13 protein-coding genes and 1 tRNA gene are annotated in these 12,005 nt (G+C 59.3%); 5 read left to right on the top strand and 9 right to left on the bottom strand.

What is annotated here, in order from left to right:
- Window positions 1-44: 44 nt before the first annotated feature.
- Both clpA and clpS read right to left on the bottom strand, forming a co-directional pair.
- Entirely contained in the window at window positions 45-2,408 is a 2,364-nt protein-coding gene (gene clpA / locus IE127_RS01925) for an ATP-dependent Clp protease ATP-binding subunit ClpA (RefSeq protein ID WP_189422855.1), read from the bottom strand.
- Window positions 2,409-2,417: 9 nt separating this feature from the next.
- The gene (gene clpS / locus IE127_RS01930) at window positions 2,418-2,768 is read right to left on the bottom strand and encodes an ATP-dependent Clp protease adapter ClpS (protein WP_244639869.1); all 351 of its coding nucleotides are present in this window, start codon (window positions 2,766-2,768) and stop codon (window positions 2,418-2,420) included.
- 374 nt (window positions 2,769-3,142) lie between these two features.
- On the opposite strand from clpS, the gene IE127_RS01935 reads away from it, so the two are divergent.
- Genes IE127_RS01935 through IE127_RS01945 form a run of 3 tightly spaced genes read left to right on the top strand, consistent with a single transcriptional unit; the run spans window position 3,143 to window position 5,778 of the window.
- Entirely contained in the window at window positions 3,143-4,708 is a 1,566-nt protein-coding gene (locus IE127_RS01935) for a D-alanyl-D-alanine carboxypeptidase (protein ID WP_189422856.1), read from the top strand.
- Window positions 4,709-4,753: 45 nt separating this feature from the next.
- Window positions 4,754-5,041 (top strand): hypothetical protein, encoded by a 288-nt coding sequence (locus IE127_RS01940; protein WP_189422857.1) that lies wholly within the window; start codon window positions 4,754-4,756, stop codon window positions 5,039-5,041.
- Window positions 5,038-5,778 (top strand): hypothetical protein, encoded by a 741-nt coding sequence (locus IE127_RS01945; protein ID WP_189422858.1) that lies wholly within the window; start codon window positions 5,038-5,040, stop codon window positions 5,776-5,778. The genes IE127_RS01940 and IE127_RS01945 overlap by 4 nt, the downstream gene beginning before the upstream one ends.
- On the opposite strand, the gene IE127_RS01950 is transcribed toward IE127_RS01945, so the two are convergent.
- From IE127_RS01950 to mgtE, 5 genes are all read right to left on the bottom strand, one after another.
- A complete protein-coding gene (locus IE127_RS01950) occupies window positions 5,779-6,498 on the bottom strand; it encodes a J domain-containing protein (RefSeq protein WP_189422859.1) in 720 nt (239 codons plus the stop codon). It abuts the gene before it with no gap.
- Window positions 6,495-7,076: a VWA domain-containing protein gene (locus IE127_RS01955; protein ID WP_244639871.1), complete on the bottom strand. Its 582-nt coding sequence runs from the start codon at window positions 7,074-7,076 to the stop codon at window positions 6,495-6,497. Before IE127_RS01955 ends, IE127_RS01950 begins: the two co-directional genes overlap by 4 nt.
- A 180-nt stretch (window positions 7,077-7,256) precedes the next feature.
- Entirely contained in the window at window positions 7,257-7,685 is a 429-nt protein-coding gene (locus tag IE127_RS01960; protein WP_244639872.1) for a DUF1489 family protein, read from the bottom strand.
- Entirely contained in the window at window positions 7,682-8,359 is a 678-nt protein-coding gene (locus IE127_RS01965; RefSeq protein ID WP_189422861.1) for a glutathione S-transferase family protein, read from the bottom strand. Before IE127_RS01965 ends, IE127_RS01960 begins: the two co-directional genes overlap by 4 nt.
- Before the next feature lie 498 nt (window positions 8,360-8,857).
- Window positions 8,858-10,270, bottom strand: a complete 1,413-nt coding sequence (gene mgtE / locus IE127_RS01970; RefSeq protein WP_189422862.1) for a magnesium transporter — start codon at window positions 10,268-10,270, stop codon at window positions 8,858-8,860.
- Between the two features lie 107 nt (window positions 10,271-10,377).
- On the opposite strand from mgtE, the gene IE127_RS01975 reads away from it, so the two are divergent.
- The gene (locus tag IE127_RS01975; RefSeq protein WP_189422863.1) at window positions 10,378-10,716 is read left to right on the top strand and encodes a hypothetical protein; all 339 of its coding nucleotides are present in this window, start codon (window positions 10,378-10,380) and stop codon (window positions 10,714-10,716) included.
- Between the two features lie 34 nt (window positions 10,717-10,750).
- Here IE127_RS01975 and IE127_RS01980 read toward each other — a convergent pair.
- Together IE127_RS01980 and IE127_RS01985 are read right to left on the bottom strand one after the other, a co-directional pair.
- A tRNA-Leu gene (locus IE127_RS01980) sits at window positions 10,751-10,835 on the bottom strand.
- Window positions 10,836-10,944: 109 nt separating this feature from the next.
- Complete coding sequence (locus tag IE127_RS01985) at window positions 10,945-11,178, bottom strand: FliM/FliN family flagellar motor switch protein (protein WP_189422864.1); 234 nt, start codon at window positions 11,176-11,178, stop codon at window positions 10,945-10,947.
- A gap of 71 nt (window positions 11,179-11,249) precedes the next feature.
- On the opposite strand from IE127_RS01985, the gene lipB reads away from it, so the two are divergent.
- A complete protein-coding gene (gene lipB / locus IE127_RS01990) occupies window positions 11,250-11,996 on the top strand; it encodes a lipoyl(octanoyl) transferase LipB (protein ID WP_189424626.1) in 747 nt (248 codons plus the stop codon).
- The last annotated feature ends 9 nt before the right edge of the window (window positions 11,997-12,005 follow it).

The raw sequence follows: 12,005 nt of genomic DNA on the forward strand, positions 1-12,005 counted from the left end.
GCCGGGATTTCTCCCGGCCCTTCTTGTTTCAGTACTGCCGCCTGCTACTCCTTGCTGGCGGTTTCCTTCTTCGACTTGCGCGAGCCGCCCTTGGGGCCGGAGATCGCTTTCGGCTTGGCAGGGCGCGGCGGCGATGCAACCAGTTCCAGCTTCGCGTCAGCGCCCTCACCAACAACAACCACGCGTACGGTGCCGCCATTCACCAACTCGCCGAACAGTACCTGCTCAGCCAGCGGCTTCTTGACGTACTCCTGGATCACGCGGCCCAACGGGCGCGCACCCATGCGCTCATCGTACCCCTTCTCGGAGAGCCAATCTGCAGCCTCGGCCGTCAGCTCGATGGTCACGCCACGCTCTGCCAGCTGGCCTTCAAGTTGAAGCACGAACTTCTCGACAACCCGGCGCACGGTCTCCGGCGGCAGCGGTGCGAACGAAATGATCGCATCGAGCCGATTGCGGAATTCCGGCGTGAACATCCGATTAATGGCTTCCTCGTCGTCGCCCTTCTCGCGCTTGCGGCCGAACCCGATCGGGCTCTTTTGCAGCTCCATGGCCCCCACATTGGAGGTCATGATCAGGATGACGTTGCGGAAATCGATCGACTTGCCGTTGTGGTCGGTTAGCTTGCCGTGGTCCATCACCTGCAACAGGATGTTGTAAAGATCCGGATGCGCTTTCTCGATCTCGTCCAGTAGCACCACGCAGTGCGGGTTCTGGTCGACCCCATCGGTCAGCAGACCGCCTTGGTCAAAGCCCACATAGCCCGGAGGCGCACCGATCAGGCGGCTGACGGTGTGACGCTCCATATACTCCGACATATCGAAGCGCAGGAGTTCGACGCCCATCGTATCGGCCAGCTGCTTGGCCACCTCGGTTTTGCCGACGCCAGTCGGGCCGGTGAAGAGGTAAGAGCCAATCGGCTTTTCCGGTTCGCGCAACCCTGCACGGGCCAACTTGATCGCGGAGGTGAGCGCCGTGATTGCTTCGTCCTGCCCGAAAACAACCGTCTGCAGGTTCTGCTCGAGGCCGGCCAGAAGTTCAGCATCCGATTTGCTGACGGATTTCGGTGGGATCCGCGCGATACTCGCAATGGTGGTCTCGATGTCCTCGACGTCGATTACCTCCTTGCGCTTGTCCTCGGCCAGCAACTTCTGGCTCGCCCCGGTTTCGTCGATCACATCGATCGCCTTATCCGGCAGCTTCCTGTCGTTGATGTACTTCGCTGACAACTCAACAGCCGCAGTCAGCGCCTCGTCGGTGTACTTGAGCTTGTGAAACTCCTCGAAATAGGGGCGCAAGCCTTTGACGATCTCGATCGCGTCGACGATCGAAGGCTCGTTGACGTCGATCTTCTGGAACCGGCGAACCAGTGCGCGGTCCTTCTCGAAGAACTGGCGATACTCTTTATAGGTGGTCGAACCGATGCAGCGGATTGCACCCGAGGCCAAAGCCGGCTTCAAGAGATTTGACGCGTCGAGCGCACCGCCCGAAGTAGCGCCGGCGCCGATCATGGTGTGAATTTCGTCGATGAAGAGAACCGCATGCGGCATCTTCTCGAGTTCCTTCATCACCGCCTTGAGCCGCTCCTCGAAGTCACCGCGATAGCGCGTACCCGCCAGAAGCGCACCCATGTCGAGTGCATAGATAACCGCCTCTTTCAGAACCTCTGGAACATCGTTCTCGACGATTCGACGGGCAAGGCCTTCGGCAATCGCTGTCTTGCCGACACCTGCATCACCCACAAAGATCGGGTTGTTTTTCGAACGACGGCACAGCACTTGAATGGTGCGGCGGAGTTCCGCATCGCGTCCGATCAGCGGATCGATCTTGCCGTTACGGGCCTTGGCATTGAGGTCGACGCAAAAATCAGCAAGAGCCGACGACTTGCCGCCTTCGCCACGTGCACCCTCGCCGCCGCCAGTCTCAGCGCCGTCTTCGGCTCCGCGGATCGTGCGGTCCTCGGTGGCACCCGACTTGGTAATCCCGTGCGAGATGAAGTTCACCGCATCAAGCCGGCTCATGTCCTGCTGCTCGAGGAAATAAGCTGCATGGCTTTCGCGCTCGGCAAAGATCGCGACTAGTACATTCGCACCCGTCACTTCTTCTCGGCCAGAAGACTGGACGTGAATCACCGCGCGCTGAATCACCCGCTGGAACGCCGCCGTTGGGCGGGCATCCTGCCCGTTCGGCACAATGAGGCTATCGAGTTCTTCGTTGATGAAATCCTCGAGGTCACTCTTGAGCGCGTCGATATCGACGTCGCAACCGTTCAGCACGACAACCGTCTCTCGGTCATCGGTGAGGGCAAGCAACAGGTGCTCGAGGGTAGCAAATTCGTGCGAACGCTCCCGCGCCAGGTTCATCGCCTGGTGGAGGGCCTTTTCTAATCCGCGGGAAAATGAAGGCATGTTGGGTTCCTACTGCTTTTCCATCACGCATTGCAGCGGATGCTGGTTCTTGCGGGCGATGTCCATAACGCGGGTAACTTTAGTTTCGGCCACCTCATAAGGGTAGACGCCGCATTCGCCCACGCCGCGAGTATGGACGTGCATCATGATGCGAAAGGCGTCTTCATGGCTCTTGTTGAAGACCTCCTGCAGAACGACCACCACAAACTCCTGTGGGGTGTAGTCATCGTTCAGCAGCAAAACTCGATAAAGGCTGGGACGCTTGGTTTTCGGACGCGTCTTGGTAACCGCACCGGTTTCCGTTCCTGTGCGTCCGCCGTCCCCCTCGTCATCCCGCTCGGGGCCGGCCGTCAGTCTCATATAATACTCCATCCATGTATCACCGCCATCTCGCAGCACCGCTGTTGGGGCGAGCGTAGTCATGTCCGTTTGCGAGGACCGTTTGCCGGTGGGCGTCGAACAGCGAGTTGGCGGAAAGCGAAGCAGCATGTTGGACCCATTATGTAGGCAAAATCGCAGCCGTGTTAAGGGGCGCGGATTCCCATAATCGTGATCCAGCTGAAATCCGGCTTCTCGGCATTTGTTGCGCATTTTACCGAAAAGTAAGGCACATCGCCTAATGTTTGGCGCATCCGAGGACGTGCCGCTGCGGGGGCATGCGGCGTGCCTCGGGCGTGTTGTCTAGTAACGGATCGATCGCTTCGGTTCGCGCGTAATGAGTTTGGAGTTTACCGGTGGCCCATTCGGCGCAAAACCCCTGGCGCGCCTTTGCCGCGCGCTTGTGTCTGGCGGTCATACTCGTGGTCAGTGGCGTCAGCCTCGCCTCCACCCCCGCATCCGCCATTGAAAACCTGCGGAAATATGCAGGCATCGTTGTCGACGCCAAATCCGGGCAGGTGCTTTACGAGTCTTCAGCCGACGAGCGGCGCTATCCCGCGTCGGTCGCAAAGGTGATGACACTCTATGTCCTGTTTCAGGAGATAGAAGCCGGGAACCTGAGCCTTTCTACAAAAATGACCGTATCGCGCCACGCGGCAGCGGCTGTGCCCACCAAGCTTGGCCTGCGGGCCGGCTCCACGATTACGGTGGAAGATGCAATCATGTCGCTGGTGACGCTATCAGCCAACGACATCTCGCGCGTCATAGCCGAACACATTTCAGGGTCCGAATCTGCATTTGCACAACGCATGACCGCTACGGCCCGCGCCCTCGGCATGCGCAATACCACCTACAAAAATGCGTCCGGCCTGCCCGATGGCGGCCAGATCACGACGGTGCGGGACCAGGCGATCCTCGGGATCGCCGTCTATCAACACTTCCCGCAGTATTATGGCGTCTTCCAGACCAAGGCCTTCAAGTATGGCGGCCGTACCTTCGGCAACCACAACCGCGTGCTGGGCTACATGGGGGCCGTTGACGGCATCAAGACAGGCTATATCAATGCTGCAGGATCAAATCTTCTGACCGCTGCGCGCAAGGACGATCGGCACATCATCGTCGTTGCCTTTGGCTTTAATTCCTCAGCCGCGCGCGACCAGAAGGTCCGTGAGCTCGTCTCGGAATACCTGCCCAAAGGTCGTCGCGGCACCTATCTCGCGAACGCGAGAATTCCCTATCCTGGCCGCGCAGGTAGCGCTCCGGTCGCCGTTGCTGTAGCGACGGCTCCAGCCGCCCCGCGTGAACCGGTGTTCGTGAGGCCGATGCCCTTGCCGGGCTTTCGCCTGCAACAGCTCGTGGCCGCAAATGGCGCCCGTCCCGCTCCGGGCTTGGCTGTTGCCAGCCTTCCCTCGGCTCCTGCTCCAGTCGCGGCGCCTGTTCCGGCGCCGATCCCTGATCCGGTTCCTCGCGATACAGCTGTTCAGGCTGTCTCGGGGCTCGCAGAGCCAACCGCTGCCTCGACGCCCGACTATACCGGCAGCGACGTGATCGCAGCGTGGCTAAGCGACACTTACGAGCTTGGCGCGCCACCGGCCGCGCTTGGCCAGACAACGCCATCAGCGCCTCTTAGCCTTGATCTTGGCGTCACCAACTCGACCGGCGCCGCGAGTTCAGTATCAGGCGGATGGGTCGTGCAGATAGCTGCTGCACCGAGCGAAGCTTCGGCAAGGGCGATCCTGGCTGATGCGGCAACCCGCATGAACTTTTTGCTCGATTACCGGCCTGCGATCGTCAAGGTCGATGCCAATGGCCAGACATTTTATCGGGCGCGCTTTGTTGGCTTTGGCGATCGCGGCCAGGCCGAAACCACCTGCAACCGCATCAAGGCCAACAGCCTCAGTTGCCTCGCCCTCGAAGGATAGTTCTTCGATCTCACCGTCGAATTGGCATGTGTTTGGAGTAGCCCAATGAACGACACCACCGCTCTTAGCAAGCTTGCAGACTTTGCCCCGCACAGTGAAAGGCAGCAGCCTGTCACGAGGCGAGCCTCCCGGCACACCCAGCTTGGGTCTGCCAGTCCCCAAAGGCGCTCGGTCGGCGAATTGCTCAACGCGGTGCTGGTTCTGTCCGCTCGGACCCGCCGCACGGCGCAGCCAGCCGTTCGCATAGATCTCGATGTCTTCGACCCAGAGGGTCGCCGTGCTGTCCGTTTCGATCAGCCTGCTACAAGCGCGCCGTCTTCGGCCGTGAAATGACAGCGCCTCAGCCGGCGCTCGCCGTTGCCTTGCATGACCCGCAGGGCAAGCTCGCGGGCCCGATAGAGACACACGCCGAAACACTGTCGCAACTCTTCAGTACGGTGGCGGTCAATCTCTCGACAGCTACAAGCGAGAAGGTTGTTGCTGCTCTAGCCAACATAAAGGCCACCCGCCTCACCCGCCATAAGCCGGAAGAAAGTGCCATTGGGCGCTTCCGGCGCGAATCCATCGCGCTAGTGCTCGATCAACCGAGTGTCTTCTACACAGACCTCGACCACCTGCTTCGCTGGATCGAAGCCGATATTGGCTCACTGAGCAGAACTCTATCGTCAAAGCCAAATGCGGATATGCTTGTCATTGGGCGTTCTGAGAGGGCTTTCTCTGCGGAACCGGAGCGCCTTCAGCAGACAGAGCGGCTGGTGAACCATGTGCACGCTCTGATCACCGGCGAACAGTATGACCTCATGTTCGCCATGAGGCGCATGACTGCAGATGTCGCCCGCATGATCGTCGAGACTTCGAAGGTAGACAGCCTCGCGAACGACGCTGAGTGGCCGCTGAGGGCACGAGCGCTCGGCTTCAGGGTCGAGTACACCGAATGCGATGCGCTCTACTACAGAACGCTTGAAGACTATGGTCGCCTAGCGGACACACTGGATGATGATCCGCTGCAGTGGATACGCCGGATTGAGTTCGCTGCCCAGCATGCTGCCGCGATGCGAGAATTCCTGTAATCAGGACTTCCGCTCGAGGTCCAGAAGCAGATCGCGTGCCTCGTTGATCCTAGAGGCGAGATAGGCTGACCCTCCGTGATCGGGATGAACAGCTTTCATCAGCTTGCGGTGCGCCGCACGGATCTCGTCTGCCGAAGCGCCGCGCTCAAGCCCCAATACCTCCAGCGCATCCGCTACCGGATCGTTGCCAGCACTTTGCTCTTCATTCCCCGGGCCATCGCCGTAGGCTTCGGCGAAATACTCCCGCCAGCCGCTACGATTTGCATCCAGCCAAGTTTCCAGAAGGCTGATGCTGTCGGCATCGCCTGAGACTTCCTCGATGAGTTGACGCGTTTCATGCTCATCGAGATCGAGCAGATCAGCGCCCTGAAAATTTCCCGAAACCACCCTGCCCGAGACTTCGCCGGTGTCATGATCAAGGGTCATGTCGAAGAACAGGCTGCGCACCCGCGAGGTATTGTCAGAGCCGATTTCATCGCGTCGAAAGGATATCGGACCCAGTTGTCCTCTTGCGATGATTGAGAACGCTGCGACCCCCGCGAAAAAAGCAATGTCGAATCGACGCGCCAGGGCGAAAAGCACTGTGATCAGGACCGCGACGGCGGCACTCCCCCAACGAGCGGCACTTACTAGGAAGCCTCGTCCCAGCCGGTGGCGCGCCCACTGGTAGCCGACAACCACCAGGAGAAGGATAAGGCAGCCCAAAAGGACATAGCTCACCTTAATTGCTCCAGCAGCGCTTTGGCCGAAGCACTCTTCTGCTGGCCGAGAAGCGTGCGCCCTCCGCTTGCAAAGGCAGCCACGGCTTTGAGCAAATCTGCGAGTTGCGCCGGTGCATTGCTGTCAAAACGCGCATAGGCGCCCTTTGTCAGCCTGGCAAAATCTCGGAAGGCCGCCTCAACCCGTTGATCAGAGCCCTCCTGAAACAGAAACAGCGGGCACTTCAGGAGCCCGAGTTCTCCAGCACGCTGCGCAAGCATGTCGACATCTTCTTCGATGGCGTCGCCGATATAGACCACCGCGTTGAGGCGCTGCTTCCCGTGCTCTGCTTTGGCGTGAGAGAATACCTTGCGAATCTGCGTATGACCGCCCCGGCACTCGATCCCGGTCATCAAGCGGGAAAGCGCGTTTGCATCACGGACCCATTTGGAGTTGCGGCATTCTCCAAAACCACGGAAGTACAGCAATTGAACGTCGAGCGCAGACTCAGGGGGTATAGCTTTGAACATTTCCGCCTGAAGCCCGCAGGCCAGATCCCACGTCGGCTGACGGCTCATTGTTGCGTCGATCGCGAACAATAACCGACCCTGACCGCCCTCCGCGGGCCGTGCCACGGCGTTTGCGTTGCGCACGAACGCGGCAATGTCGGACCTGCTGGAAGGCGCAGCGGCGTCGCCACTTCTTCGCGCTATGCGAGATTTCTCTGCCATAGGCCCAATATGTGGACCCAGAGCACCGGCGACAAGCCCGCCCGCGCGCTATAGCAGGCCGAGCCGAGCGAGTTCAGCGGCCAGCTCCGGTGATCCATCGCCATCTCCTTCCCCTGCCAGATCGGGCGGGGCGTCCTTTTCCTGCAGATAACGCCATCCTTGGAACGGACGTTTGGGGTACGGAACAGTGCGCACCAGATCACGCGACATTATGATATCGCAGTATGACTTTCCTTCATCGTCCACATACTGCTCGAACCGCAGGATCGGCTGGCGACAGCCGATAACCCCTCCGATGACCCAATAAATCGACGATTTCCCTGCCAGTTCCCCGGCACGGCGCGGCGTCATACGTGTGCGATGTACATGAACATCCTCGCCATAGTCGGCGCCCCACCAGTGCGCACGTTGATCCCGGTAGCTCTCCAGCTCTTCAACGCTGGAGACGCCCACACTCAACTTTACCAGATGGATCAACCGATACTCCCGCGCGGTCTGCGCCCCTGCAAGACCTCGATCTCGTCATCATCGACCACCCATGGCTCCTTAAGCGCCTCCGTCAGCCATTCCTGGAAAGCTGGTAGCGCATAGATGGCCTCGACATAACGTGATGCCTGATCCGAAATGGGCAGCTCGTATGTCCGCAACCGCGTTGCCAACGGCGCATACATTGCGTCCGCAGCCGAGAACTCACCGAAGAGGAACGGACCGCCGGACCTTTGCAAAGCACCGTCCCAAAGCTCCTCGATACGATGCAGGTCAGATGCCACCGCATCGAGAGGCACGAGGTTCGGATGGCTGGCGCGCAAATTCATCGGCGCTTCGCGTCTTAGCGCAGGAAAACCAGCGTGCATTTCGGCAGATGCCGCGCGCGCCAAGGCCCGGGCCGCTATATCGCTCGGCCAAATCGGTTTGTCTGGATACTTGTCAGCCAGGTACTCGAGGATTGCAATTGTCTCCGGGACAGCCAGGTCGCCGTCGATCAGCACGGGAACCTTGCCTGTTGGAGACCGCTCGTTAATTGCTTCCTTCCACCCGGGGCCGGATAACAACAGCTGCTCAGCGTCAAACGGTATATCGAAGTGGCACAGCACCAACCAAGGGCGCAGCGACCAGCTCGAATAGTTTCTGTTTCCGATCAGAAGTTTCATTGGCTCTCGAAAGTCGGGGCGCCCACTTTCGCAGACGCCCCGTAAATCACTTCATCGTTGGGCTGACGGCAATCTACACGCCGGCAACCACTGAGAACAACAAGCCCATCGATACCAGACAGACCAAAGTCCAGGTGGCAGATCGCCACCGCTGGGTATTCGGTTGACTTCGCATGCTATGCTCCCTGTCAGCCGTTCGATATCGAGCGCCGCCTCCACCGCGGGATCGCCGCCCGAGCAGCAAGCCTAGGCTGGTCTCAGCGGCGTCGGCAAGCGGCAGAAAAGCCACACCCGATGATGAGCGCGGTATGTGGATATCCCTCCCGTTACCGTCAAGGTACATTCTAGAAGATACTGCGTTATCAGAGGCATAGGCCGCACATCTGAATCGACCTTTTAATTGCAAGCTCCTCTTCGAAGGCGCCGCTTTGCCGCGGTGCCCGCAGCAAAATACTGAACGTCGGCTAAGGATCCGCGCCACGGTCGCTGGAAAACGAATCAGAATAACCCGAACCACAACCCCGCAAGCGCCAGAAACGCGAAGAACCCGACCACGTCGGTAATGGTGGTGACGAACACCGCCGAGGCGATAGCCGGGTCGGCCTTCAGCCTATCGAGCGTGAGCGGAATGAGAATTCCCGCAGTGCCAGCGACGATCAGGTTGATGATCATCGCCATGGCGATCACGACGCCCAGATCGACATTTGCGAAGCGGATGGCGGTGACGATACCGATCAGAATCGCAAAGATGATTCCGTTAATCACGCCGACAACCATTTCGCGCGTGATCAAGCGGCGCAGTTTACGTCCAGAGAGTTCACGCATCGCCAGCGCTCGCACCGTCACAGTCATCGTCTGAGTGCCCGCATTCCCGCCCATCGAGGCGACAATTGGCATCAGAGCCGCCAAGGCCACCATCTGCTCGATCGTGGCGTTGAACAGCCCGATCACCAGCGAAACCACAATGGCCGTGCACAAATTCACGATCAGCCAGGGAACGCGGCTTTTGACCGTATCGAGGGTGCTGTCGGACACCTCTTCATCACCCACGCCTGCAAGCAGGCGGATATCCTCGCCAGCCTCTTCCTGAATGACATCAACGATGTCGTCGACAGTGAGCACGCCGACCAGACGCTCGTTTTCATCGACGACACCAACCTCGATCAGGTCGTAACGCTCGAAATCACGCGCTGCTTCTTCCTGGTCGTCATTGGCATGCGCAAGGACGATATCAGTGGTCATCAACTGTTCGATGCTCACTGGGCGGCGCGTACGCAGCAATCTGTCGAGCGGTACGATGCCGAGCACGTGGTAAGAGGCATCGACGACGTAAATCTGGTAGAACTCATCCGGCAGATCGCGTTCGGCGCGCAGATAGTCGATCGTCTGCCCGACGGTCCAGAATGGCGGGATCGCGATGAACTCGGATTGCATCCGACGCCCAGCTGATTCTTCTGGAAAGTCGAGACTTCGCTTCAGGCTCAGGCGTTCAAAGGCCGGCAGCTGCGCCAGAATATCATCCCGATCAACGGTCTCGAGATCTTCAAGCAGGTAGACAGCGTCATCGCTGCTCAGATTGGCGACACCGCGCGCAATGTCGGCGTTGGGCACAAGCTCAAGCAGGTCTAGACGGACGCTTTCGTCGACCTCGGTGAGCGCGGAATAATCGAACCGGTCTCCCAACGCCATGACCAGCGCCAGTCGCTCTGGATTCTCGAGTGATTCGAGAACGTCACCGGTATCTGCGGTGCGCAACGGCGCGATCATCTCGACGATCTCAGCAGTCTGAGCCGCAGCGAGGGCCGTGCGCAGTCGCATCAACCACGCCGGATCGATACGTCCTTCCTCATCACGAAACCGGTTTGCCTCAGACGCCGTTTCGGCTTGATGATTATCATTGTAGTCTGTCATGCGCCGCCCTGCTTACGAACCGGTGTTGCCTCAACGGATACAGAATTGAGCGCAGACCAACCAGAGCGGATTCGCATGGTCACGCACTGATGAGGCGGAGTTTCGAAATGAGTATCGATAATGGCCCCCACGATCTCTCCCACATCTTTTCGAGGTGCGAGAAGCTGGTTCAAGAGCGCCACCTTGAGCCAGTTGAGTCGGCGCAGCGTGACGGAAAACCGGCCCTCGCCCGAAACGGCGCCGTTTTCGCAAGCCTCATTGATTCTGATACGATCGCGCTCGATTGTCCGGTGGAGCAGAAGGCCCTGCTTGTTGAGATTTCACCGGAAATCTATTTCGAGACAGCAGACACCGAAGATGAGCCAGCGCTGTTCGTCAGGCTATCAAAAATCGATGATCAGGAGCTTTCGCTTCGTCTTGAAGACGCCTGGAGCGAGAGAGGCTGATCGCCTTTCCCCAGGTGTCGGCCCTAAGGGCCAATGGTGCGGTCGAGAAGACTCGAACTTCCACGCCTTGCGGCACAGCGACCTCAACGCTGCGCGTCTACCAATTCCGCCACGACCGCACATCATGGTAGGAGCCCGCCTCAGCGGAGCGAGTGAGCATGTAGCAAATCACTTGCAGGACCTCAAGCGGCGATTTTGCGCTTTTGATCGAATTGTGGAAGCGCGCCTTCAGGCCCCCCGCGCAACCTTCTCGATGACGATCACGCGCAGCTGCCCGTCTTCGACGCGCACCTCACCCTGCGCGACCAGTCGCCCGTTGGCGTGAATCCGCATCGGGTCGTTCTCGGTTGTGTCGAGTTCGATCACGGCGCCGCGGCCCATACGGAGCAAATGGTGTATCGGCATATTCGCCGCCCCCAACTCCACAGAGATGTCGACTTCAATCTTGTCGATAGAACTCATAGATAAGGCCCATAGCCGAGACGCCCATTTATCGCGGGCGCGATTCAAAACTGAGCCGAGCATTGCCGAACATGGTTAGTGAAGCGTTAAACACCGAGACTCCTGGCCGTCATGCGCCGCTGGCGCTCATGCGCTCTGACAAGCGTCCTGTTGAGTGGATCGTGAGCGATGATGTCGTTGGATACGAGGTGGCTCTGGCGTCTATGAAGCAACGTGCAGCTTCTATTGCGGCAGGAGAAGCGGAAGAGGCTGTCTGGCTGCTTGAGCACCCGCCGCTCTATACCGCAGGCACGTCTGCTCGGCCAGATGACTTGAAGTCATCGCGGTTCCCGGTGTTTGAAGCAGGACGCGGCGGGCAATACACGTATCACGGCCCCGGCCAACGGGTTGCCTACGTGATGCTTGACCTTCGCCAGCGTGGGCGCGACGTGCGCTGCCTTGTGCAGGGGTTGGAAAGTTGGCTCATCGAGACACTCGATGCCTTCAACATAATCGGCAAACGCAGCGCAGGCCGAATCGGCGTTTGGGTCGACCGCCCGGAAAAGGGTTTTGCGCGCCAGGACAAGATCGCGGCTTTAGGGGTTCGCGTCTCGAAATGGGTGAGCTTTCACGGCATCGCGCTTAACGTTGCTCCTGACCTCAGCCATTATGATGGAATCATTCCGTGCGGCATTAGCGATCAGGGCGTGACCAGCTTTGAGGATCTTGGGCATCTGGTTTCGATGCCGGAAGTCGACATGGTCCTGCGGCAGGCATTTGAGAGCTGTTTCGGCCCGACGCGACTTGCCGACCCCATGCCGATTGCAAAGCCAGCATAATTTGCGCAC

The sequence above is a fragment of the Devosia pacifica genome (assembly GCF_014652635.1).
GTDB classification, from domain to species: domain Bacteria; phylum Pseudomonadota; class Alphaproteobacteria; order Rhizobiales; family Devosiaceae; genus Devosia; species Devosia pacifica.

What these genes read in the sequence shown, in the direction of transcription:
- clpA (WP_189422855.1), bottom strand. Translation starts at nt 2,408, where the DNA reads ATGCCTTCATTTTCCCGCGGATTAGAAAAGGCCCTCCACCAGGCGATG.
- clpS (WP_244639869.1), bottom strand. Translation starts at nt 2,768, where the DNA reads ATGAGACTGACGGCCGGCCCCGAGCGGGATGACGAGGGGGACGGCGGA.
- IE127_RS01940 (WP_189422857.1), top strand. Translation starts at nt 4,754, where the DNA reads ATGAACGACACCACCGCTCTTAGCAAGCTTGCAGACTTTGCCCCGCAC.
- IE127_RS01945 (WP_189422858.1), top strand. Translation starts at nt 5,038, where the DNA reads ATGACAGCGCCTCAGCCGGCGCTCGCCGTTGCCTTGCATGACCCGCAG.
- IE127_RS01965 (WP_189422861.1), bottom strand. Translation starts at nt 8,359, where the DNA reads ATGAAACTTCTGATCGGAAACAGAAACTATTCGAGCTGGTCGCTGCGC.
- mgtE (WP_189422862.1), bottom strand. Translation starts at nt 10,270, where the DNA reads ATGACAGACTACAATGATAATCATCAAGCCGAAACGGCGTCTGAGGCA.
- IE127_RS01975 (WP_189422863.1), top strand. Translation starts at nt 10,378, where the DNA reads ATGAGTATCGATAATGGCCCCCACGATCTCTCCCACATCTTTTCGAGG.
- IE127_RS01985 (WP_189422864.1), bottom strand. Translation starts at nt 11,178, where the DNA reads ATGAGTTCTATCGACAAGATTGAAGTCGACATCTCTGTGGAGTTGGGG.
- lipB (WP_189424626.1), top strand. Translation starts at nt 11,250, where the DNA reads ATGGTTAGTGAAGCGTTAAACACCGAGACTCCTGGCCGTCATGCGCCG.